This is a genomic window from Seohaeicola zhoushanensis (assembly GCF_014656415.1).
Taxonomy (GTDB): Bacteria; Pseudomonadota; Alphaproteobacteria; order Rhodobacterales; family Rhodobacteraceae; genus Seohaeicola_A; species Seohaeicola_A zhoushanensis.
This window is the reverse complement of record NZ_BNCJ01000005.1, coordinates 241060-263566: the sequence shown is the minus strand read 5'-3', so window position 1 is coordinate 263566 and position 22507 is coordinate 241060. Positions and strand designations below refer to the sequence as shown.

Sequence of the window (22507 nt, the reverse complement as noted above, 5' to 3'; positions counted from 1 at the left end):
TGCCGCTTGTCACGCTTTCCAGCGCTGGCCGCCGTCGATATCGACCACCGTGCCCGAGAGATACTGCACCCGGGTCGAGGCCAGCATCACCGCCAGGGCGGCGATCTCGCCGGTCTCGGTGGGGCGCCCGAAGGGGTATTTCGACGGATCCACCAGTTCCTCCCAACGCGCGGCATCGCCCAGCTCGTGGCTGGCGCGCGCCTTCAGCTGGTCGATCATCCGGTCGGTCTTGGTCACCGTCGGGTTGATCCCGAAGACGCGGACATTGTCCTTCGGCGTTGCCGCCCCGATCGCCGAGGTGAAGCCGATCAGCGCCGAGTTGCCCGCCGCGCCGATGATGTAGCTTGGCCGCACCGAGCGGCCTCCGATGCCGATCAAGTTGATCACCGTGCCCGAGCGGCGCTTGCACATCTCGGGGATGTAGAGCTTGCAGAGGTGGATGTAGCCCCAGACCTTGAGATCGAAGCCGGCGCGCCAGTCCTCCATGCTGAGCGCCTCGAGCGGGCCGCCCTTGATCGCCCCGGCGTTGTTGACGAGGATATCGATGCCGGGGCGCTCGGCGAAGAGGCGTTCGCGCCCGGCGTCCTGGCCGAGGTCGGCGGCGATCCAGTCGACGCTGGCGCCGGTGGCCCGGGAGATCTCGGCGGCGCGGGCTTCCAGCACCTCGGCCCGGCGCGCCACCATCGTCACCCTGGCCCCTTCGCGCGCGAAGGTCTCGGCGATCTCCAGGCCGATCCCCTTCGAGGCGCCGGTGACCAGCACGTGGCGGTCCTTCAGTTGCAGATCCATTCTCGCTCCTTCCCCTTTGTATTTTCTCTCAGCTGACCAGTTGCTGCGCCGCCACCCGGCGGATCGCCGATGTCAGCGGCGCCAGCGGCGCAGCCATGATCCGGCTTACCTGCCAGCGCAGCGCCACGTCCAGCGGTGCCTCGGGCAGCAGCGGCACCAGGCGGCCCTCGGCCACCGCGTCGCGCACCAGCGCCTCGGGGTTCATGCCCCAGCCGAAGCCATGCAGCGCGGCGTCGATGAAGGCATGGGTCGAGGGCACGAAATGCGCAGGCGCGGAGGGGCAGGGGCCGATGTGCCGGGCCACCCAGATGCGTTGCAGCGCATCCTTGGCGTTGAAGGTGACGCGCGGCGCGCGGGCCATGGCGGCGGCGCTGACGCCCTCGGGGAACCAGCGTGCCATGAAGCCGGGGCTGGCCGTCGCCAGGTAGCGCAGCGCGCCGAGGGGGATACTGTCGCAGCCCGGCACCGGACGGCCCTGGGCGGTCACCGCCGCGCTGACCTCGCCGCGCCGCAGCCAGTCGGCGCTGTAACTTTCATCGTCGACCACCAGGTCGAAGAGCACGTCCTCGACCTGCGCCAGCGCGCCCATGAACCAGGTGGCGAGGCTGTCGGCATTGACCGCGATGCGCATCACCACGGGCCCCGGCGCGGCCTCGAGGCCAAGGTCGCGCGCCAGCTGCGCCTCGAGCAGGCCGACGTCCTCGGCGTGCTTGGCGAGCCGCGCGCCGGTGGGCGTGGCGGTGCAGGGCGTGCCGCGGTTGATCAGCACCGCGCCGACCCGATCCTCGAGCGCGCGGATGCGCTGCGAGATCGCCGAGGGGGTGACGCTCAGGTCCGCGGCCGCGCCCTCGAAGCTGCCCTGGCGCAGGATATGGGTCAGCGCGTTCAGCTGGTCGGGATCGAACTGCATCAGTTTTTCTTAACTCGGGCCAATCTCTTTAATTTGATAGCGTGCGCCGGGACGGCTAGTCAAACCTCCTGTCTTCCAGGGGAGCCGACATGTTCACAGCCGCCCTCTCGGGCTTCCTGCTCGGGTTCAGCCTGATCCTTGCCATCGGCGCGCAGAATTCCTTCGTGCTGCGCCAGGGCCTGCGGGGCGAGCATGTGCTGGCCGTCTGCCTCACCTGTGCGCTCTCCGACGCCGCGCTGATCGCCGCCGGGGTGGCGGGTTTCGGCGCGCTGGCCGAGGGGTTTCCGCTGCTGCTGGTGCTGATGCGCTGGGGCGGCGTGGCCTTCCTGGTGGTCTACGGGTTGCTCAGCCTGCGCCGGGCGGCCAGCGGGGCCTCGGCGCTGGCGGCGGGAGGGCCCGAGGGCGGGCGGCTCTCGGTGGCGCTGCTGATGGTGCTGGGGTTCACCTGGCTCAACCCGCATGTCTATCTCGACACGCTGGTGCTGGTCGGTTCGGTCGCGGCGCAATCCGCGCATCCCGCGGTCTTCGGGGCCGGCGCGGTGGTGGCGAGCTTCACCTTCTTCTTCGCGCTGGGCTATGGCGCGCGCCTGCTGGCGCCGCTCTTCGCGCGGCCGCGTGCCTGGCAATTCCTCGATGCCGGCATCGGCGTGACCATGTTCGCCATCGCCGCCCGGTTGGTTGCCATGTGAAGGGTTGCCAGTGCCGGCGAACGGGTGTTCAACACCCACATGAGTGAAACCGTCCCCTCGCGCCCGCTCGTGGGCATCCTGTGGATGCTCTTCGCGGGCATCTGCTTCGTTGGCGTGAACGCGCTGGTCAAGATTCTCGGCTCGCGGATCCCGGCCCCCGAATCGGCCTTTCTGCGCTATCTGATCGGGCTGGTCTTCCTGCTGCCGCTGGTGCGCCAGATGGCCTCGGTCAGGATCGACCGGCTGCTCTGGACGCAGTTCATCGGGCGCGGGATGTTCCACAGCCTGGGCGTGATGCTCTGGTTCTACGCGATGACCCAGATCTCGCTCGCCGACGTGACGGCGATCAACTACCTGACGCCGGTCTACATCACCATCGGTGCCGCGATCTTCCTGGGCGAGCGGCTGGCGATCCGGCGCATCCTGGCGATCTTCGTGGCGCTGATCGGGGCGGCGATCATCCTGCGGCCGGGCTTCCGCGAGATCGGGGTGGGGCACTGGGCGATGATGCTGGCGGCGCTGATCTTTGCCGGGTCCTATATCCTGGCCAAGATCGTGGTGGACAAGGCCAAACCGGCGCTTGTCATGGGAATGCTCTCGCTCTGGGTCTCGGTCGGGCTTGCGCCCTTCGCCATCGCGGTCTGGGTGCCGCCGACGATGAACGAGATCCTCTTGCTCGCCGGCGTTGCGGTCTGCGCCACCATCGGACATTACGCCATGACCCTGGCCTTCGCCGCCGCGCCGATGGCGCTGACGCAGCCGGTGACCTTTCTGCAACTGGTCTGGGCGACGCTGCTGGGCGCGCTGTTCTTCCACGAGGCGATCGACCCCTTCGTGATCGGCGGCGGCCTGCTGATCCTGGCCTCGGTCACCTTCATCAGCTGGCGCGAGGCCATGCTGAACCGCCGGGCCGTGACCCCGCCGGCACCGGCGCCGGAGGTGTGATCGGCTTTTGTTGATTGACGAGTCAATAAACCAAACCTAAGGTCTCCGGCGACTTTTCCGGAGACTGCATCCCCATGCCCAAGGTCGGAATGGAACCGATCCGCCGCGAGGCGCTGGTCAAGGCCACCATCGCCGAGATCGGCGCGGCCGGATCGCTGGACGTGACCGTCAGCCAGATCGCCCGCCGCGCCGGCATGTCGAGCGCGCTTGCGCATCACTATTTCGGCGGCAAGGAGCAGATCTTCATTGCCGCCATGCGCCGCATCCTCGCCGATTTCGGCGCCGAGGTGCGCGCCGGCATGGCGCAGGCCGGGCCGGGGCAGCGGGCCGAAGCGATCATCCGCGCCTGTTTCGCGCCCTCCTGCTTCACGCCCGAGGTGATCAGCGCCTGGATGACCTTCTATGTCCTGGCCCAGACCCAGCCCGAGGCGCTGCGGCTCTGGCGGATCTACCAGGCGCGCATCCGGTCGAACCTGACCCACGCCCTGCGCGGCCGCGCGCATGAAGCGGGGGAGGTCGCCGCGACGCTGGCGGCGCTGATCGACGGCCTCTACATCCGCGCCGCCCTGCACGAGCCCGACCTGCCCGAGCGCGCCACCGACCATGCGTTGCGGGTGCTGGCACAGCTGACCGGGGGCGCGCGATGACGGGGCAGGGGAAAAAGACATGCTGACGATCTACGGCCGCCGTAACTCGTCCAACGTGCAGCTCGTCATGTGGGCGGTGCACGAGTTGGGCCTGACCCATGAACGGCTCGACTACGGCTTCGGCCATGCCTCGCCGCAGGCGCCCGAGTTCCTGGCGATGAATCCGATGGGCAAGGTGCCGGTGCTGCGCGACGGCGCGGTCGTCATGTTCGAGGCCGCCGCGATCCTGCGCTATCTCGGCGCGGCCTACGGCGACGACCGGTTCTACCCCGCCGATCCCAGGCGGCGCGGCCCGCTCGACACCTGGGCCGAGTGGGGCAAGAACACCTTCACCGAGGTGGTGCTGCGCCTCTTCTACCACCTGGTCCGCCAGCGGCCCGAGCAGCGCGACCCGGCCTATTACCAGACCGCCATCGAGGCGCTGGTCCCCCTCGCCGGGATCCTGAACGCCCGGTTGCAGGACCGCGCCCATATCGGTGGCGATGACTTCACCTTCGCCGACATCGCCTGCGGCCATATCCTGCACCGCTACTTCACGCTCGACTGGCCGCGCCCCGACATGCCGGCGCTGGCCGCCTATTACGAACGCCTCCAGGCCCGGCCCGCCTATCGCGAGCACGCCATGGTCAACTACGAAGCGCTGCGGGGCACCTTCTGATGGAAGCCGATTTCGTCATCGTCGGCGCCGGTTCGGCCGGTTGCGCCATGGCCTGGCGGCTGACCGAGGCGGGCGCCTCGGTCATCGTGATCGAACACGGCGGCAGCGATGCCGGCCCCTTCATCCAGATGCCCGCCGCGCTCAGCTATCCGATGAACATGCCGCTCTACGACTGGGGCTATCGCAGCGAGCCCGAGCCGCATCTGAACAACCGCCGCCTGGCTACCCCGCGCGGCAAGGTGATCGGGGGCTCGTCCTCGATCAACGGCATGGTCTACGTGCGCGGCCATGCCCGCGACTTCGACCACTGGGCCGAGCAGGGCGCCGATGGCTGGAGCTATGCCGACGTGCTGCCTTACTTCCGCCGGATGGAGAACTGGGACGACGGCGGCCATGGCGGCGATCCGTCCTGGCGCGGCACCGACGGTCCGCTGCACGTGACGCGCGGGGCGCGCTGGAACCCGTTGTTCGACGCCTTCGTCGAGGCCGGGCGGCAGGCGGGCTACCCGGTCACGTCGGACTACAACGGCCAGCAGCAGGAAGGCTTCGGCCCGATGGACCGCACCATCTGGAAGGGCCGCCGCTGGTCCGCCGCCAACGCCTACCTGCGCCCGGCGCTGAAGCGGTCCAACTGCACGCTGGTAAAGGGCTTTGCCGAGCGGGTGGAGATCACGCAGGGCCGTGCCACCGGCGTCATCCTGCGCGGCCAGCCGCCGATCCGCGCCCGGCGGCAGGTGGTGCTTGCCGCGTCGTCGATCAATTCGCCCAAGCTGCTGATGCTCTCGGGCATCGGCCCGGCGCAGCACCTGCGCGAGATGGGGGTCGAGGTGGTGGCCGACCGCCCTGGCGTCGGCGCCAACCTGCAGGACCACCTGGAGGTCTATATCCAGATGGCCGCCAGCCAGCCGATCACGCTCTACAAGCATTGGAACCTCTTCTCCAAGGCGCTGATCGGCGCGCAATGGCTGTTCACCAAGACCGGCCTCGGCGCCTCGAACCAGTTCGAGAGCGCGGGCTTCATCCGCTCGCGGGCAGGGGTCGATTACCCCGACATCCAGTTCCACTTCCTGCCCATCGCCGTGCGTTATGACGGCCAGGCGGCGGCCGAGGGCCATGGCTTCCAGGCCCATGTCGGCCCGATGCGCTCGGAAAGCCGGGGGGCGGTGACGCTGCGCTCGGCCGATCCCGCCGAGGTCCCGGTGATCCGCTTCAACTACATGAGCGAGGACAGCGACTGGCGCGACTTCCGCGCCTGCGTGCGGCTCACGCGCGAGATCTTCGCCCAGCCCGCCTTTGCGCCTTTCGTCAAGCACGAGATCCAGCCCGGCGCAGCCGTCCAGAGCGACGCCGAGATCGACGCCTTCATCGCCGAACACGCCGAGAGCGCCTATCACCCTTGCGGCACCTGCCGGATGGGCCGCGCCGACGATCCGATGGCGGTGGTCGATCCGCAGGGCCGCGTGATCGGGGTCGAGGGGCTGACGGTGGCCGACAGCTCGATCTTCCCGCGGATCACCAACGGCAACCTGAACGCGCCCTCGATCATGGTGGGCGAGAAGATGGCCGACCACCTGCTGGGCAAGGCACCGCTTGCGCGCTCCAATGACGAGCCCTGGATCAACCCGGCGTGGGAAAGGTCACAGCGTTAACCTTTCGCGCAACGTGCGATTGAATCCTTAACGGCGGCCCCGTACCTTAACCGGATGTTAAGGATTTGCGCCGCCCTCGTTTTCGCCCTGATTGCCGCCCTTGCCCAGGCCGCGCCCTCGGGCCGCGTCAAGGTGATCGACGCTGACACCTGGGACGTCGGCGATACCCGCGTCCGGATCTTCGGCATCGACGCGCCCGAGCTGGGTCAGAGCTGCACCGACCGCGACGGCCGCGACTGGTCCTGCGGCGACTGGGCCACCCAGCAGACCCGCGCGCGCTACCAGGGGCATGTCGCAAGCTGCGATGCGCTGGACACCGACCGCTACGGCCGTACGGTGGCGCGTTGCACGGTCGGGGGCCAGGACGTGGCGCGCGAACTGGTGCGCAACGGCTGGGCGCTAGCCTTTCGGCGCTACTCGCTCGACTACGACCTCGACGAGAAGGCGGCCCATGTCGCCGGCGTCGGCATCCATCGCGGCACGATCCAGCAGCCCGCCGAGTTCCGCGCCCGCCCGGTGCAGCCGGCGACGGTGGAGGGCTGCAAGATCAAGGGCAATATCTCGTCCAAGGGCGAACGCATCTATCACCTGCCGGGGCAGGAGCACTATGACCGCACCCGCATCTCGGTCAGCAAGGGCGAACGCTGGTTCTGCTCCGAGGCCGAGGCCCGCGCCGCCGGCTGGCGCCGCGCCCGCCGCTAGATGCTCAACCGCTCCACCGCCTCCTGGTCGAGCGTGATCCCCAGACCCGGCGCGTCGGGCATCTCCAGCCAGCCGTTCACCGGCGCAAGCGAGGGCGCGGCCACGATATTGTCGCGCGCCAGCTGCCACATGATCTGGTTGCCGTCGTCGAGGTTCGGGATCATCCGCGCGATCTGGTATTCCGCCGCCGTGGTGATCCCGGTGGTAAAGCTCGAATGGATGCAGATGTTCAGCCCCGCCGCCTCGGCCACCGCCGCCGCCTTGAGCATGTTCTGGATGCCGCCCACCTCGCGCGGGCCGATGCAGATCATGTCCGCCGCCCGCTGGCGGCAGATCTCGTAGACGTCGAACAGGGTGAAGGCGGCCTGGTCGGCCACGATGGGAATGCCGACCGAGCGGCGCACATGGGCCAGCGCGTCGATCGACCAACTGGTGGTCGGCTGCTCGATGAAGTCGATGTCGAAGGGCTCGAACTTGCGGCACATGCGGATCGCGCGATAGGGGTCCCAGCCCTCGTTGGCGTCGAGCCGCAGGCGGGTGTCGCCGATCTCGGCCCGCACCGCGCGGACGATCTCGATATCGACCTGCTCGTCGGCGCGGCCCACCTTCACGTAGATCACCCGCTCGCCCGCCGCCCGCGCCCGCGCGGCATCCTTCGCTAGCTCGTCGACGGTATCGCCCTGCAGGAAGCAGAAATACCCCACCCTGCGCCGGAAAGCCCCGCCCAGCAGGTCGCAGACCGGCCGCCCGGCGATCTTGCCCTGCGCATCCCAGATCGCGAAGTCGAGCCCCGCCAGCATCTGGTTCGCGGCCCGCATCGTGTTCGCCCCGAAGGCCATGTAGCGCGTCTTGAGGATGCGATCCCGCAGCGGCGCGGCGTCCCAGAGGCTCTCGCCGATCAGGCTCGAGGCCAGCGCCTCCAGTATCCGAACGCTCGCCTGCTGGTCCGGCGCGACGGTGCATTCGCCAAGGCCGATGGTGCCGTCCTCGCATTCCAGTTCGATCAGGTTGACCGAGAAATCCGTCCGGATCCCCTGTGTCCAGTGATAGGGCACCTTGAGGGGCAGGGTGATCGGGCGGATGCGGAGCGCGGTGATTTTCATGGGTCCGATTGAAGGCGCCCCGGCCCCGGCCTTCTGGCCTGTACGCGACATCCAATGGCGGCGCCTGACCCTGCGTCATTTGATCCGCGTCAAAGCCGGGGGCGATTTCTGGCGTTAGGCATGGGTGAACGTAAATTTGGGAGACAACAAATGTCGCAACATACGCCGCACGAACTGCACGAGGAATTCCCGGACAAGGCCGCGAAGATCCAGGACCTGAAGTCCTCGAACCCGCATTTCGCCCGTCTCGCCGACGAGTATCACGAGGTCAACCGCGCCGTGCACCGCGCGGAAACCAACGTCGAGCCGATCGAACAGCTGGCCGAGGTCGACCTGCGCAAGAAGCGCGCGCAACTGAAGGACGAGATCGTCCGCATGCTCGCCTGAGCATGTTTGGCGGCGGCTTTGGCCGCCGCCCCTGGCCCCTTGCGGGCCGTCAGCCTTCCGTCAGCAGCAACATGACCCGGTGCCGCCGCGCCAGCCGCGCCTTGGCCTCGTCGAGGTTGCGCCGTGCCACGGCCAGCTGCTGCAGGGCCTTCTCGCGCCGATCATAGAGCTTGCGGACCCGCGAGCCCGGGCTGCCGATCACCACGGCCATGCCGCGACGGGCGCCCGGGAACCAACTGCGCGCCTCGCGCGCTGCCGCCGACCAGTCACGGTCGGCCTCCTGATACCGCTGGATAGTCAGCACCAGCACCCGGCGCTGCGTTTCAAGATGTCGAAGCATCAAACCCTCCCTGGATTGGCCCGACTGTCTAAAGCATAGCAAAATACGAATGTGATTCAACCATTGTCGCGCTCGTGCAGCTGGCGGCAGGCCTCCAGCACGGCCTGGCGCAGCTCGTCGGGCTGGCTGTCGAGCGCCGCGCCAAGCGTGCGCAGGCTGCGCCGCGCCGCGTGCAGCCGGTCGAGCAGCGTCAGCACCACCGGCATGGCGTCGGCGGGCAGGGACATGTCCTTGCGCAGGTCGCAGATCAGCCGCAGCCGCGCCACGTCGAGCTCGTCGAACACCGGCCCGGCCTCGCCCTGCGCCGGCAGCACCCAGCCGGCGCGCACCCATTGGCGCAGGTCGCGGATGGTCAGGCGCTCGATCCGCAGCACCACCTGTTTCTCGTTCAGGCTCATTTGCTCCTCCGCTGCGGTTTGCGCGGGTCATGGCGGACATGGGCGCGCCAGCGGCGGGCGATCTCGGCCATCTCGTCGTCCATCTTCTCGGGCAGCACGATCTTCAGCCGCACCAGCTGGTCGCCCGCCGGCCCCTTCGCGGGCTTGATCCCCTTGCCCTTCAGCCGCAGCCGGTGGCCCGAGGAGACCCCGGCGGGGATCGTCATCGACACCGGATCGCCGATGGTCGGCACCTCGACCTTGCCGCCCAGCACCGCCTCGTCGAAGGTGATCGGCAGTTCGACCTCGATGTCATCGCCGTCGCGGGCAAAGCTCGGATGCGGGCGCACGTTCACCGTCACCAGTGCATCCCCCGCCGGACCCCGGCCCATGCCCGCGCCACCCTTGCCCTTGAGCCGCAGGGTCTGGCCGTCCTTCAGCCCGGCGGGAATGGTCATCTCGATGGCCGAGCCGTCGGGCAGCGACAGGCTGCGCCTGGCCCCGCGCGCGGCATCGAGGAAATCGACCTCGAGGTGATAGCGCATATCCGCCCCCCGCGCATCGAACTCCTGGTAAGTCCGCCGCCCGCCGCCCTGCTGACGGTTGCCGAAGAGGTCGGAGAAGAGATCCGACAGGTCTTCGTAGCCGCCCGGACCGGCCTGGTCATAGCGCCGCCCGGCGCCGGTATCGGCGTATTGCTGGTAATACTGCCGCTCGGGGCGTTCCTGCCCGCTGGCGTCGATCTCGCCCGCGTCGAACCGCTTGCGCTTCTCGGGGTCGCCGATGATGTCATGCGCGGCGGTGACCGCCTGGAACTCGGCCTGCTTCGAGGCATCGCCCGGGTGCAGGTCGGGGTGCAGCTTCTTGGCAAGCTTGCGATAGGCCTTCCGGATCTCGTCCTGCGTCGCCGTCTTGGCCACGCCGAGGACTTTGTACGGGTCTTCGTGCATCGTGTCCGTGCTCGTGCTTTCGGGGCCAACGCCCGCCGGGTGCCGTCTGTTCCGGCATCGGCGCGGCCCGAGCCTGTGAAATGACAGTGTCAAACTGCCCCCTCAAGGTCGGGATCACCTTGACCTGCGTCAAGCCTCGGCACGTGGGCCGACACGCAAAAACCGCCGGCTGGGCAGCCGGCGGCGGTCATGTTCGTGCCCGGAGGCTCAGCGCCAGCCGAGCGCCGGGGCCACGTGGGTCAGGATGCTTTCCAGCACATGGGCGTTGTAGTCGACGCCCAGCATGTTCGGCACCGTCAGCAGCAGGGTGTCGGCCTCGGCAATGGCGGTGTCCTTCTTCAGCTGCTCTACCAGCCGGTCCGGCTCGTCCGCATAGCCGCGCCCGAAGATGCCGCGGAAGTTGTCGATATGGCCGATCTGGTCGCTTTCCTTGCCGCCCCGCCCGAAATAGGCGCGGTCCATGTCGTTGGTCAGCGCAAAGATCGACCGGCTGACCGAGACGCGCGGCGTGCGGGTATGGCCGGCTTCCTTCCAGGCCGCGCGGAAGGCCAGGATCTGCTTGGTCTGCTGCACGTGGAAGGGCTCGCCCGACTCGTCGACCTTCAGCGTCGAGCTTTGCAGGTTCATCCCCATCTTGCCGGCCCAGACGGCGGTGGCGTTCGAGGCCGAACCCCACCAGATGCGATCCCGCAGCCCTTCCGAATGTGGCTCCAGCCGCAGCAGGCCCGGCGGGTTGGGGAACATCGGGCTGGGGTTGGGCTGGGCAAAGCCCTTGCCGTCGAGGTGGCTCAGGAAGATCTCGGCATGGCGGCGCGCCATCTCCGAGGCGTCCTCGTCCTCGCCCGGCTGATAGCCGAAATAGCGCCAGCCATCGATCACCTGCTCGGGCGAGCCGCGCGAGATGCCCAGCTGCAACCGCCCGCCCGAGATCAGGTCGGCGGCGCCCGCGTCCTCGATCATGTAGAGCGGGTTTTCATAGCGCATGTCGATCACGCCGGTGCCGATCTCGATCCTGGATGTGCGCGCGCCGACAGCCGCCAGCAACGGAAAGGGCGAGGCGAGCTGGCGGGCAAAATGGTGAACGCGGAAATAGGCGCCGTCGACGCCCAGCTCCTCGGCGGCGACCGCCAGTTCGATGGATTGTGTCAGCGTCTCGCCCGCGCTGCGCAGGGGCGAGCCGGGTTCCGGGTTCCAATGTCCGAAGGACAGAAAGCCGATCTTCTTCATGATCTATCTCCAGGGCGCGGTGGCGCCGTTGCCCCGGAGATAGGCGATTTCAGCGCCTGCGCCAATCTTCGCACATGCGCAGCCGCTGTGACCTGACGCGCACCGGGATCAGGCCGGGTCCGGCACCAGGTGGCAGGCCACGCGATGGCCGGATGCGACTTCGCGCAGGGCAGGGGGCGTCTCGCGGCAGCGCGCCTCGGCCAGCGGGCAGCGGGTGGCGAAACGGCAGCCCTTGGGCGGGTTCATCGGGTCGGGCGGATCGCCGGGGATCAGGATCCGCTTGGTCGCCTCGCGCCGCGCCTTGTCGACCGAAGGCACCGCCGAGAGCAGCGCGGCGGTATAGGGGTGCAGCGGGTTCGAGAACAGGCTGATCCGGTCGGCATGTTCCACCACCTTACCCATGTACATCACGGCGATGGAATCGCTCATGTGCTGCACCACGCCAAGGTCGTGGCTGATGAACAGGTAGGTGAGGCCGAATTCCTTCTGGAGCCGCCGCAGCAGGTTCAGGATCTGCGCCTGCACCGCCACGTCCAGCGCCGAGACCGGCTCGTCGCAGATGATGAGCTCGGGCTGGGTCGCCAATGCCCGCGCGATGCCGATGCGCTGCCGCTGCCCGCCCGAGAACTGGTGCGGGAACAGCCGCTGCTGCTCGGGGCGCAGGCCCACGGCCTTGAACAGCCGCGCGACGATCTCGGCTTTCTCGGCCTCCGGTTTGTCCGAGAGGCTGTCGAGCGGTTCCTTGACGATGGCCTCGGCCCGCTGGCGCGGGTTGAGGCTGGAATAGGGGTCCTGGAAGATGAACTGCACCCGCCGGCGCGCGCGGCGCAGCTCGGCCCCGTCGAGCGGCAGGATATCGCGCCCGTCCAGCTCGACCTTGCCGCGCCAGGCGTTCACCAGCCGCGCCACCGCCAGCGCGGCGGTGGTCTTGCCCGAGCCGGATTCGCCGACGATGGCCAGCGTCTCGCCCTTCTTCACGGCGAACGAGATATCGTCGACCGCGTGCAGGTAGGATTTCTTCCCGAACATCCCGCCGCGCTTCACCTCGAAGCGGACGCAGAGGTTCTCGACGTTCAGAAGGTCGCTCATCACATCGCCTCCGCGTGCCAGCAATCGGCCACCTGGCCGTTGGCAAAGGTCTTCGCCGGCGGCCTCTGGTCCAGGCATTCCTGCGTCCGGTGCGAACAGCGCGAGGCGAAGAGGCAGCGGTTCTGCCCGAAGTCGCGCAGGCTTGGCACGATGCCCGGTACCTCGGTCAGGTCGTGGCGTTCCTCGGTGATGGTCGACAGGATATGCGGCACGCAGGAGATGAGGCCCCGCGTATAGGGATGGCGCGCATGGTCGATGATCTGCTCCACCGGCCCGATCTCGGCCTTGCGGCCGGCATACATGACGATCATCCGCTCGGCCATTTCGGCCACCGCGCCCATGTCGTGGGTGATCATGATGATCGAGGTGCCGGTCTCCTTCCTGAGATCGCGCAGCAGGTCGAAGATCTGCGCCTGCACGGTCACGTCCAGCGCCGTCGTCGGCTCGTCCGCGATCAGGATCTTGGGCTTGCAGGCCAGCGCCATGGCGATCATCACCCGCTGCCGCTGGCCGCCCGACATCTGGAACGGATAGGCCGAGGCGCGCGACTTCGGATTGGGGATGCGCACGGCGTCCAGCAGCTCGACCGCCTGGTTCCAGGCCGCCTGCTGCGACAGGCCCTGGTGGGTGCGCAGCACCTCGGCGATCTGCTCGCCCACGGTGAAGACCGGATTGAGCGAGGTCATCGGCTCCTGGAAGATCATGCCGATCTCGTTGCCGCGAATGTCGCGCAGCCGGCTTTCGCTGGCCTGGGTCAGGTCTTCGCCGTCAAAGACGATCCGCCCCGAGGCGATGCGTCCGATGCCCTCGGGCAGCAGCCCCATGATCGCCAGCGCGGTCATCGACTTGCCGCAGCCCGACTCGCCGACGAACGAGATGTTCTCGCCCGGCATCAGGTCGAAGGACAGGTCGTCGATCACCGGCGCGACCCCGTTGCGGGTCTTCAACTCGATGCGCAGGTTCTCGACCTTGAGAAGCGGTTCGGTCATCAGCGCTGCCTCAGTTTGGGGTTCAGCGCGTCGTTCAGCCCGTCGCCGACAAGGCTGATCGCCAGCACGGTGATGAAGATCGCAAGGCCCGGAATGGTCACGGTGAAGGGCGACTCGAGGATATAGGTGCGATTGCTGCCGATGATCTGGCCCCAGCTCACCACGTTCGGGTCGGTCAGGCCCAGGAAGGACAACCCCGCCTCGAACAGGATGGCGCCGCCCACCATCAGCGCCGACTGCACGATGATCGGGGTGAGGGCGTTGGGCAGGATCACCTTGAACATCAGCTTGAGGTTGGAGGCCCCCGAGGCGCGGCTGGCGGTAACGTATTCCAGTTCGCGGATGCGCAGGAACTCGCCCCGAGTGATGCGGGCCACGGCGGTCCAGCTGACCACGCCGATGGCGAAGGTGATCATCGGCAGCGAGGCGCCGAACAGGGCGACAATGACCATCGAGAACAGCAGCGTCGGCAGCACCTGGAAGAACTCGGTGATGCGCATCAGCACTTCCTCGACCACGCCGCGGTAGAAGCCGGCCAGCGCGCCCACGGTCACCCCGATGAAGACCGAGACCAGCGCTGCGGCCAGCCCGATCACCAGCGACACCCGCGCGCCCGACAGGATCAGCGCGGTGAGGTCACGGCCAAGGTAGTCGGTCCCCAGCAGGAACCCGTCCGCGCCGGGGGGCGAGAAGGGGGCCCAGACCATGTCGAAGGGGTCGGTGCCATAGAGCGCGGGGCCGAAGATTGCGGCCAGCACGATCAGGATCAGCACCACCAGCGCGGCCACGGCAGCATGGTTCTTGCGGAACATCTCCCAGGCCTCGGCGATCGGCGGGCGCGCCTTCTCGACGGTTTCCTCGGGCAGGGCGGGGGCGTCGCTCATCTGCGTCCTCCGATTCGGGGATCGACCAGGCGCAGGGCGAGGTCGGTCAGGATGTTGCCGACGATCACCACCAGCGCCGAGAAGAACAGGATGCCGAGGATGGTCGGCGTGTCGCGGGCGATGATCGACTGGAAGGCAAGCGTGCCGAGGCCGGGCCAGGAGAACACCGTCTCGACCAGCACCGCGCCCGACACCACCGCCGAGAACTGCAGGCCCGCCAGCGTGATGACCGGCGCCAGCGCGTTCTTCAGCGCGTGCTTGTAGACCACGTCGCGCATGGTCAGGCCCTTGGCCTTGGCGGTGCGCACATAGTCCGAGCCCAGCACCTCCATCATCGTGGCGCGCGCGAGGCGCGAGTAGAGGGCAAGGAAGATCGAGGCCAGCGTCACCATCGGCAGCACCAGATGGCGCGCAATGTCCAGCGCATGGGCGAAGAAGCCGCCTTCGACGGTCACATCCTGCATCCCCGCGACCGGGAACCACTGGATCTTCAGCGAGAAGGCAATCAGCAGCAGGATGCCGGTCCAGAACACCGGGGCGGAATAGCCGAAGAGGGCGAAGAAGGTGACGAAGTGGCTCAGGATCCCGTTCGGCCGCCGCGCCGAGAAGACGCCCAGCACCACGCCGACCACCAGCGCCAGAATCTGCGCCGAAAGCACCAGCAGCAGCGTCGCCGGCAGGCGTTCCAGGATCAGGCTCGTGACCGGCTGGTTGTAGAAGAACGAATAGCCGAGGTCGAACTGCAGCACCCGCAGGACATAGCGGCCAAGCTGCACCAGGAAGGGCTGGTCGAGGCCGTAGTCGGCCCGGATCTGGTTCAGGACGGTCTCGTCCGCGCCGCCCATCGACTGGGCGATGGTGTCGACCACGTCGCCGGGGGCGAGGTGCAGCATCGAGAAGTTGAGGACAAGAACCGCGAGCAGAAGCATCACGGCATAGGCAAGCCGGATCAGGGTTGATCTGAGCTGGTCCAAGGGCGGATCCTTATCGGTCTGGCGGTGACCCGCGGCGCGCGGTGGCGCCGCGGGAAAGGAGAGGCGATCAGTCCTTGAGGTAGGTCATGTCGATCGGCGAGCTGGTGCCCCAGATGCCCATCGGCGGGTTGCCCACCTTGTCGGAATAGATCGTGTGCATCGGCACCGCGTTCAGGAAGTAGATCGGAACCTCGTCGGCGACGATTTCCTGGAACTCCTTGTAGAGCGCCTTGCGCTTCTCGGGGTCGTTCTCGGTGCCGGCCATCTGCAGCAGCTCGTCCACGCGGGCGTTGGCATAGCCCTGGGTGTTCGACCAGACGCCCTTGCCGATGTTGTCGCTCATATAGGTGCGGTTCACGCCGATCACCGGGTCACCCCAGTTGTAGACGCTGTCCAGCGACATGTCGAAGTCGAGGGTGCCCATCATCTTGGCCCAGCTCGGGAAGTCGGCCGAGGAATGGATCGTCGCGTTGATCCCGACCTTCGAGAGCGCCTGCTTGATGTATTCGGTCTGCGGCTTGTAGCCCGGGAAGGGCGCCAGTTCGAGCGTGAGGTCGAACCGCTTGCCGTCCTTCATCGGGAAACCGGCCTCGTCGAGCAGGGCCGCGGCCTTGTCGAGGTCGAGCGGGTAGTTGTTCACATCCGCATCGTAGAGCGGGCTGTCGGGGTGGATGCCGGTCTTGGCCTCGACCGCGGTGCCGCGCAGGATCGCCTTCAGGATGAAGTTCTTGTCGATCGCATAGGCAATCGCCTGGCGCACACGCTTGTCCTGCAGCGGGCCGCGGGTGGTGTTCATCGCCAGCCAGTCGATCGGGCCGATACCGCCGTATCCCTTGTTGGTGATGTTCAGCCCCTTCACCTTGGACAGGCGCTGGATCAGCGTCGGCTCGGCTTCAAAGGCGGCCAGCATCAGCTCGCCGTTCTCCAGCGCGATGGCGCGGGCCGAGCTGTCGGGCATGATGCGCATCACGATCTTGTCGAGGTAGGGGCGGCCTTCCATGAAGAAGCCGTCATAGCGCTCGAGGATGATGTGCTCGCCGTTCTTGAACTCGACCAGCTTGAACGGGCCCGAACCCACCACGTCGACGTTGTTGCGGGGGTGGTTCTTCGGGTCCTGGCCGTCGCCGTAGATGTGCTTGGGGATGATCGACATCAGCTGCCCCGACATCGCCAGCATCAGCGCCGGGTGCGGCTTGGACAGGTTGATCACAGCCGTATGCGCATCAGGCGTGTCGACCGAGGTCACCGGCGCGAACATCGACTTGAACGGGTGGTATTCCTTGATGACGTCCACCGAGAAGGCGACGTCTTCCGAGGTGATCGGCTGCCCGTCGTGGAAGGTGGCGTTCTCGACCAGGTGCAGCGTGACCTTCAGGCCGTCCTCGCTGACCTCCCAGCTTTTCGCCAGGTAGGGCTGCGGTGTCCAGCTGTCGTCATAGCGCAGCGGCGAGGCAAACAGCTGGGCGCCCGGAAAGCCGGTGGCGATGCCCGACTGCACTGCCGGGTTCAGCACCCGCGGGGTCGAGGTGATCACCGTCACCAGCGTGCCGCCCCGCTTGGGTTCATCCGCCATGGCCGAAGTGGCCAGCAGAGCTGCCGCGGCGGTCGCGGTCAGGAATTGCTTGAACATGTGTCGCACGAGACGTGATCCTCCGTGTTGCTTGTTTTGATCTTTTTATTTCGAGAGAGCGTAGATCAGCACATTTCCCCCATAAAACAGTTTTAATGCGGACTATTGATGTTTTTTTTGGCGGAACTAACCGGCGCTGCCGATACGATGAGCGGGTCGAAGGCACCGGCATCGCGCAGTTCGATGCAGGTCCGGATAAATGCCCGTACCGTGCGGGGTTGCCGGGTCTGGCGCATGGTCGCGATCCCGAAGATCGGGGCTTCGGTCTCGTCCAGGATGGGCAGCGCGCGATAGGCGCTCTTGTCGCCGTCGAACTCCGGCGGGCGGATGTTGAGGATGGTATAGCCGAATCCCCCCGCCACCAGCGCCCGCGCGAAATCGGCCGAGCGGGTGGCATGGCCGACCGTGGGACTGAGGCCGCGCCGCGAGAACAGCGTGCTGAAATAGTCGCGCGCATAGGGCAGGTCGAGCATCACCATCGTCTTGCGCGATAATTGGGCATAGGTGACGCCCGGCAGCTCCGACATCGGGTCGTCGGTCGAAATCAGCGCATAGGGCGGCGCGTTGAACAGGGGTTCGAATTGCTGCCCCGAATCAAGGCCCATTTCATATGTGAAGGACAGGTCCGCCTTGCCGTCACGCAGGAAGTCCACCACCGAGGACATGTCGCCCTCCAGCACGTCCACCGTGATATTGGGCCGCCTGTCCTTCATCGCGCGCAGGATCTCGGGCAGGAAAGCCGGCGCAGCGGTGCCATAGCAGCCGATCCGCACCACGCCCGTTTCGTCGCCGCCGACCGATTGCAGGTCGGCCTCGAAATGGCGCGAATGATTGAGGAATCCGCGGATCATCTGCAACGCCTCCAGCCCCGGCGGCGTGGCGTGGATGCCCTTGGCCGGGGTGCGCACGAAGAGGTCGTAATCCAGCGAATGCTCCAGCGCGTCGATCGCGGCGGTGATCGAGGATTGCGAGATCGCCATCTCCTCGGCGGCACGGGCGATCGAGCCCAGACGCCCGGCGGCCTCGACATAACGGAGCTGTTTCAACGTGAAATTCATTGCGGATCCATTCCACCAGAAAATCGCGGTTGATGGACAGATAAAACCATTTTTCCCCGCTTGGGAAGCGTCCTAGGCTCGCCGGCAAAGCGCAAAGTTCAGGAGACAGGCCGTGGCCGGCACTACCATTTATTCCGCAAAGACCATTCTCACCATGAACCCGGCCCGCCCGCGCGCCACCCATGTCGCCGTGCGCGAGGGGCGTATTTTGGGGGCCGGCACGCTTGAGGAACTGGCCGGCTGGGGTGACTACACCCTCGACGAACGTTTCGCCGACAAGGTGCTGATGCCCGGCCTCGTCGAGGGCCACGCGCATACTTCGGAAGGCTCGCTCTGGCGCTATACCTACCTCGGCTGGTTCGACCGGATGGACCCGGCCGGCAAGACCTGGGACGGCCTCAAGACCATCGACGCGGTCCTCGAACGGCTGCGCGAGGCCGAGGGCCAGCTTTCGGGCGACACGCCGCTCTGCGGCTGGGGCCTCGACCCGATCTACATGGACAACCAGCGCGTCAACCGCCAGCACCTCGATCAGGTCTCTGCCACGCGGCCCATCGGGGTGATGCACGCCTCGGGCCACATCCTGAACGTGAACACAAAGGCGCTGGAACTGGCCGGCCTCATGAAGCCCGGCGTCAACCACCCCGGTATTCCGCTGGGCCCCGACGGCTATCCCACCGGCGAGCTGAAGGGTCCCGACGTGATGACCCCGGTCGGCCCGCATGTCGGCTTCGACCGCTCGCTGATGGACTGCGACGAGATGGGCCTGCGCGACTTCGCCAAGCTCTGTGTGCGCACCGGCGTCACCACCGTGACCGACCTCGCCTCGCGGCTGGAGCCGGAAACCGTCGAGATGATGCTGCGCGTCACCGGGGAAGAGACCTATCCCGCCCGCGTCGTTCCGCTGCGCTTCTTCCTCGGCCTGCCGCCCAAGGAACTGGTGGCCGAGGTGGTGCGCCTCAAGGCGCTGGCAACCGACCGCTGCCGGCTCGGCCGCATCAAGGTCGTCGCCGATGGTTCGATCCAGGGTTTCTCGGCGCGGCTCAAGTGGCCGGGCTATTACAACGGCGCGCCCAACGGTCTGTGGTATGTCGCGCCCGAGCAGATGGCCGAGATCTATGAACGCGCGCTGGAGGCCGGCGTGCAGGTCCACACCCATACCAACGGCGACCAGGCGACCGAGCTGGCGCTCGACATGCTGGCCCCGGCGCTGATGAAGCACCCGAGCCGCGACCACCGCTTCACCCTTCAGCACTGCCAGCTGGCCGATGCCGCGCAGTTCCGCCGCATGAAGGCGCTGGGCATGTGCGTCAACCTCTTCGCCAACCACCACTACTACTGGGGGGACGAGCATTACCGCCTGACCGTCGGCCCCGAGCGCGCCACCCGCATGAACGCCTGCCGCACCGCGCTGGAGCAGGGGGTGCCGATGACCATCCACTCCGACGCGCCGGTCACGCCGCTGGGGCCGCTCTTCACTGCCTGGGCGGCGGTCAACCGCATCACCGCCTCGGGCCGGGTGCAGGGCGAACACGAACGCATCGGCGTCGACGACGCGCTCTGGGCGGTGACGATGGGCGCGGCCTACACGCTGCATCTCGACGGCGAGGTCGGCAGCATCGAGACCGGCAAACGCGCCGATTTCGCGGTGCTCGAACAGGACCCGACCACGGTGGAGCCGATGGCGCTCAAGGACGTGCCGGTCTGGGGCACCGTGCAGGGCGGCCGCGTCTTCGCCGCCAGCGCGATATGAGCGCGCTGCCGGTCACGGTAATCGGCGGCTATCTCGGCGCGGGCAAGACCACGCTGGTCAACCACCTGCTGCGACACGCGGGCGGGCGGCGGCTGGCCGTGCTGGTGAACGAGTTCGGCACGCTGCCGATCGACGCCGACCTGATCGAGGCCGAGGGCGATACGCTGATCTCGATTGCCGGGGGCTGCGTCTGCTGTTCCTTCGGCAATGACCTGACGGCGGCGCTGATGCAGATGCGCCAGCTCGACCCGCGGCCCGACCATGTGCTGATCGAAAGCTCGGGCGTGGCGATTCCGGGCTCGATCATGGCAACGGCGGCGCTGCTGGCAGAGGTGCGCTGCGACGGCGTGGTGGTGCTGGCCGATGCCGGGGACATCCGCCGCGCCTTCGACGACCCCTATATCGGCGATACCATCGCCCGCCAGCTGGCGCAGGCCGATATCGTGATCCTGAACAAGATGGACCTGGCCCCCGAACCGCCCGAGACGCTGACCGCCTGGGTCGCCGCGCAGGCCCCCGGCGCCGCCGTGGTGCCCTGCCGCGACGCGCAGGTGCCGGCCGAGGTGGTGATCGGCCTCGGCCCCCATCCGGTCGAGGCCCATGCCCACGCCCATGACCACGCCGACGGGCTGTTCGAGAGCATCGTGCTGACCCCCGCCGCCTCCGAAGACGCCGCCGGACTGGCCCGCCAAATCGCCACCGGCCCCTATGGCGTGGTGCGGGCCAAGGGCTGGCTGCGCACGCCCGAGGGCATGGCGCTGATCCAGGTAGCCGGGCGCCAGGGAACCGCAACCCCGGCCTCGCCGGAGTCGCGCGAAGGCCTGGTCTGCATCGGCCTCAAGGGGCAGCTCGATATCGCCGCCCTTCACGCGCTGGCAGCCCGTGAGACCGCCAGCGGCTGAACTCATTTGGCCAGCAGCACCGGCAGCGTGGCATTCTGCATCAGGTAGGTCGTGACCGCGCCGATGACGAAGTCATATAGCCGCGAGTGCCCGAAGGCTCCGGTCACCAGCAGCTGCGCGTCGCGCTCCAGCGCGGCGGCCAGCAGCGCTTCGCCCGCGGCCCCTGCGGCGGCATCGCGGTCGAGCACGGTCGCACGATAACCAAGCCGGTCGAGCGCGGCGGCCATGTCCTCGCGGCTCGACGCGGCGGCATCCATCGGCCCGACCGAGCGGTGCACCGAAAGGATGTCGATCACGGCGCCCGCGGCGGCCAGCGTCAGTGCGTCATGCGCCGCCCGGGCGGCCTCGCGCGTGTCGCTCCAGCCGACCAGCAGCCGGTCCGGGCGCACCGCCAGCGGCGCGTCTTTCGGCATGACCAGCACCGGCCGCCCCGACCGGCGCACCAGCTCGTCCCGCAGCCGTTCGACCGAAGCGGCGTTATGCGCGGGATCGGCGGTTCCGGTCACCACCAGATCGGCGCTGCGCACGCTCGACAGGGCGAATTCCTCGGCCCCGTAGAAACCGCTGTCCTGCTGGCGGAACTCGTTCGCCACGCCGGAGAGCTTGGCCGCCCGGTTGAAGATCTCGGCGATCTGCTCGGCCGTTTCGATCTGCATCCGCGTCAGTTCCGGCAGCACCGCGCCTTCCATGCCCATCGAGGCATAGAGCTGGATCGGCTCGGCGGCGTGCAGGCCGATAAGATGCGCCTCGTGGACGCGGGCGAGTTCGCAGGCGGCGGGGGCAAGCCATTCGGCCTCCTGGACCGAGAGCAGGACGACGGCGATGGTCTTGACGGACATGGTGCGCTCCAAAATTTGCGACAATAATAAATCTTTAACACGCTTCCGGCCCCCACGAATTGACGTAGGTCAAAAACCGCCTAGGGCCGTCCCTCCCAGCGGTCGGCAAAGATCATCTCGTCCAGCGGGCGCTTGCTGGCCCAGCCGCGAATCTCCAGCTCGGGGCTCTCGTAGAGCGTGTTGACGTGCCCCATGCAGAGATAGGCCACCGGCACCACCCGTTCGGGCAGGCCAAGGATGCGCCGCAGGTCGTCGTCGCGGAAGATGCTGACCCAGCCGACGCCGATCCCCTCGGCCCGCGCGGCCAGCCAGAGGTTCTGCACCGCGCAGACCGTCGAATAGAGGTCGGTGTCGAGGTCATGGGTGCGCCCCAGAACCACCGGCCCGCCGCGCTGGCGGTCGCAAGTCACGCAAAGGTTCAGCGGCGCCTCGCTGATGCCCTGCAGTTTCAGCTGGGAATAGAGCGCGCGGCGCGAGCCGTCGAACATCGCCTCGGCCTGGGCATTGGCGCCCTCGAAGGCGCGGCGCACCTCTGCGCGCACCGCGCCGTCGCGGATGACGATGAAGTTCCAGGGCTGCGACAGCCCGACCGAGGGCGCGGCATGGGCGGCCTCCAGGATGCGCCGCAGCACCGCCGGGTCGACCGGGTCGGGCAGGAACTGGCCGCGCACGTCGCGGCGTTCGTTGATGGCGCGATAGACGGCCGCCCGTTCGGGCGCCGCGAAAGGTCCGGCGGGTTTCAATCCGGTAGGCTGCATGACAAATCCCCTGTCCGACAAGCCGCAACCCCGCCGCCGTCCGCGCGTCGGGGTCTCTCTTGTCCGGCCGGTCTTCTGACTGGGCTTCAACACGAAACGGCGCCTTCCCGGCTTGCGCCAGTGGCCTCTGCCGCCCGGTCCACCTTACAGCGTTGGGCACGTCACGGAGTTTCACCGTGTTCCCGATTATCCGCCGCGCTGGGCGCAAACGGCACCGGACGCGCATTGCTAACCAGCTTCGCGGACAGGCGCAACGGC

The 22507-nt window shown here is 67.7% G+C and carries 24 protein-coding genes and 1 riboswitch; of the genes, 9 read left to right on the top strand and 15 right to left on the bottom strand.

What is annotated here, in order from left to right:
- Positions 1-9: 9 nt before the first annotated feature.
- Together IE266_RS12345 and IE266_RS12340 are read right to left on the bottom strand one after the other, a co-directional pair.
- Positions 10-789: a short-chain dehydrogenase/reductase gene (locus tag IE266_RS12345; RefSeq protein ID WP_189680390.1), complete on the bottom strand. Its 780-nt coding sequence runs from the start codon at positions 787-789 to the stop codon at positions 10-12.
- 28 nt (positions 790-817) lie between these two features.
- Positions 818-1699: a LysR family transcriptional regulator ArgP gene (locus IE266_RS12340; protein WP_189680389.1), complete on the bottom strand. Its 882-nt coding sequence runs from the start codon at positions 1697-1699 to the stop codon at positions 818-820.
- Positions 1700-1788: 89 nt separating this feature from the next.
- Here IE266_RS12340 and IE266_RS12335 point away from each other — a divergent pair, with 89 nt between their 5' ends.
- The 6 genes from IE266_RS12335 to IE266_RS12310 all read left to right on the top strand — a co-directional run bounded on the left by IE266_RS12335 (position 1789) and on the right by IE266_RS12310 (position 6989).
- Positions 1789-2388 carry a LysE/ArgO family amino acid transporter gene (locus IE266_RS12335; RefSeq protein ID WP_189680388.1) on the top strand — a complete coding sequence of 200 codons (600 nt, stop codon included), beginning with the start codon at positions 1789-1791 and terminating at the stop codon, positions 2386-2388.
- Between the two features lie 39 nt (positions 2389-2427).
- Positions 2428-3333, top strand: a complete 906-nt coding sequence (locus tag IE266_RS12330) for a DMT family transporter (RefSeq protein WP_189680387.1) — start codon at positions 2428-2430, stop codon at positions 3331-3333.
- Between the two features lie 74 nt (positions 3334-3407).
- Positions 3408-3980 carry a choline-binding transcriptional repressor BetI gene (gene betI, locus IE266_RS12325; RefSeq protein ID WP_189680386.1) on the top strand — a complete coding sequence of 191 codons (573 nt, stop codon included), beginning with the start codon at positions 3408-3410 and terminating at the stop codon, positions 3978-3980.
- A 19-nt stretch (positions 3981-3999) separates the two neighbouring features.
- On the top strand, positions 4000-4638 hold the full coding sequence (locus IE266_RS12320; RefSeq protein ID WP_189680385.1) for a glutathione S-transferase family protein: 639 nt from the start codon (positions 4000-4002) through the stop codon (positions 4636-4638).
- A complete protein-coding gene (gene betA / locus IE266_RS12315) occupies positions 4638-6287 on the top strand; it encodes a choline dehydrogenase (RefSeq protein WP_229864061.1) in 1650 nt (549 codons plus the stop codon). Before IE266_RS12320 ends, betA begins: the two co-directional genes overlap by 1 nt.
- A 54-nt stretch (positions 6288-6341) precedes the next feature.
- Entirely contained in the window at positions 6342-6989 is a 648-nt protein-coding gene (locus IE266_RS12310) for a thermonuclease family protein (RefSeq protein WP_189680384.1), read from the top strand.
- Here the strand turns inward: IE266_RS12310 and IE266_RS12305 are convergent.
- Positions 6986-8092 carry a mandelate racemase/muconate lactonizing enzyme family protein gene (locus tag IE266_RS12305; protein ID WP_189680383.1) on the bottom strand — a complete coding sequence of 369 codons (1107 nt, stop codon included), beginning with the start codon at positions 8090-8092 and terminating at the stop codon, positions 6986-6988. The two genes, IE266_RS12310 and IE266_RS12305, sit on opposite strands and share 4 nt — an antisense overlap.
- A gap of 150 nt (positions 8093-8242) precedes the next feature.
- Here IE266_RS12305 and IE266_RS12300 point away from each other — a divergent pair, with 150 nt between their 5' ends.
- Positions 8243-8479: an HP1242/YdcH family protein gene (locus tag IE266_RS12300; RefSeq protein WP_189680382.1), complete on the top strand. Its 237-nt coding sequence runs from the start codon at positions 8243-8245 to the stop codon at positions 8477-8479.
- Between the two features lie 49 nt (positions 8480-8528).
- Here IE266_RS12300 and IE266_RS12295 read toward each other — a convergent pair whose 3' ends face one another.
- The 10 genes from IE266_RS12295 to IE266_RS12250 all read right to left on the bottom strand — a co-directional run bounded on the left by IE266_RS12295 (position 8529) and on the right by IE266_RS12250 (position 17985).
- Positions 8529-8819: a hypothetical protein gene (locus IE266_RS12295; protein ID WP_189680381.1), complete on the bottom strand. Its 291-nt coding sequence runs from the start codon at positions 8817-8819 to the stop codon at positions 8529-8531.
- A gap of 56 nt (positions 8820-8875) precedes the next feature.
- The gene (locus IE266_RS12290; protein ID WP_189680380.1) at positions 8876-9217 is read right to left on the bottom strand and encodes a MerR family transcriptional regulator; all 342 of its coding nucleotides are present in this window, start codon (positions 9215-9217) and stop codon (positions 8876-8878) included.
- Positions 9214-10146, bottom strand: coding sequence for a DnaJ C-terminal domain-containing protein (locus IE266_RS12285; protein ID WP_189680379.1), 933 nt, complete (start codon positions 10144-10146; stop codon positions 9214-9216). The genes IE266_RS12290 and IE266_RS12285 overlap by 4 nt, the downstream gene beginning before the upstream one ends.
- Positions 10147-10353: 207 nt before the next feature.
- Complete coding sequence (locus IE266_RS12280; protein WP_189680378.1) at positions 10354-11373, bottom strand: LLM class flavin-dependent oxidoreductase; 1020 nt, start codon at positions 11371-11373, stop codon at positions 10354-10356.
- A gap of 108 nt (positions 11374-11481) precedes the next feature.
- Positions 11482-12462 (bottom strand): ABC transporter ATP-binding protein, encoded by a 981-nt coding sequence (locus IE266_RS12275; RefSeq protein ID WP_189680377.1) that lies wholly within the window; start codon positions 12460-12462, stop codon positions 11482-11484.
- Positions 12462-13451 carry an ABC transporter ATP-binding protein gene (locus tag IE266_RS12270; protein WP_189680376.1) on the bottom strand — a complete coding sequence of 330 codons (990 nt, stop codon included), beginning with the start codon at positions 13449-13451 and terminating at the stop codon, positions 12462-12464. The genes IE266_RS12275 and IE266_RS12270 overlap by 1 nt, the downstream gene beginning before the upstream one ends.
- Entirely contained in the window at positions 13451-14335 is an 885-nt protein-coding gene (locus IE266_RS12265) for an ABC transporter permease (RefSeq protein WP_189680375.1), read from the bottom strand. Before IE266_RS12265 ends, IE266_RS12270 begins: the two co-directional genes overlap by 1 nt.
- Positions 14332-15309 carry an ABC transporter permease gene (locus IE266_RS12260; RefSeq protein ID WP_229864060.1) on the bottom strand — a complete coding sequence of 326 codons (978 nt, stop codon included), beginning with the start codon at positions 15307-15309 and terminating at the stop codon, positions 14332-14334. Before IE266_RS12260 ends, IE266_RS12265 begins: the two co-directional genes overlap by 4 nt.
- A gap of 67 nt (positions 15310-15376) precedes the next feature.
- The gene (locus tag IE266_RS12255; RefSeq protein WP_189680411.1) at positions 15377-16939 is read right to left on the bottom strand and encodes an ABC transporter substrate-binding protein; all 1563 of its coding nucleotides are present in this window, start codon (positions 16937-16939) and stop codon (positions 15377-15379) included.
- A 92-nt stretch (positions 16940-17031) separates the two neighbouring features.
- The gene (locus IE266_RS12250) at positions 17032-17985 is read right to left on the bottom strand and encodes a LysR family transcriptional regulator (RefSeq protein ID WP_189680374.1); all 954 of its coding nucleotides are present in this window, start codon (positions 17983-17985) and stop codon (positions 17032-17034) included.
- Between the two features lie 124 nt (positions 17986-18109).
- Between IE266_RS12250 and IE266_RS12245 the strand changes: the two genes are divergently transcribed.
- Both IE266_RS12245 and IE266_RS12240 read left to right on the top strand, forming a co-directional pair.
- Positions 18110-19750, top strand: a complete 1641-nt coding sequence (locus IE266_RS12245) for an amidohydrolase (protein WP_229864058.1) — start codon at positions 18110-18112, stop codon at positions 19748-19750.
- Positions 19747-20652 carry a CobW family GTP-binding protein gene (locus IE266_RS12240; RefSeq protein ID WP_189680373.1) on the top strand — a complete coding sequence of 302 codons (906 nt, stop codon included), beginning with the start codon at positions 19747-19749 and terminating at the stop codon, positions 20650-20652. The genes IE266_RS12245 and IE266_RS12240 overlap by 4 nt, the downstream gene beginning before the upstream one ends.
- Before the next feature lie 2 nt (positions 20653-20654).
- Here IE266_RS12240 and IE266_RS12235 read toward each other — a convergent pair whose 3' ends face one another.
- Positions 20655-21491 (bottom strand): universal stress protein, encoded by an 837-nt coding sequence (locus IE266_RS12235; RefSeq protein WP_189680372.1) that lies wholly within the window; start codon positions 21489-21491, stop codon positions 20655-20657.
- Between the two features lie 80 nt (positions 21492-21571).
- Positions 21572-22249, bottom strand: a complete 678-nt coding sequence (gene bluB, locus IE266_RS12230; RefSeq protein ID WP_189680371.1) for a 5,6-dimethylbenzimidazole synthase — start codon at positions 22247-22249, stop codon at positions 21572-21574.
- Between the two features lie 48 nt (positions 22250-22297).
- Positions 22298-22483: riboswitch (cobalamin riboswitch) on the bottom strand.
- Between the last annotated feature and the right edge of the window lie 24 nt (positions 22484-22507).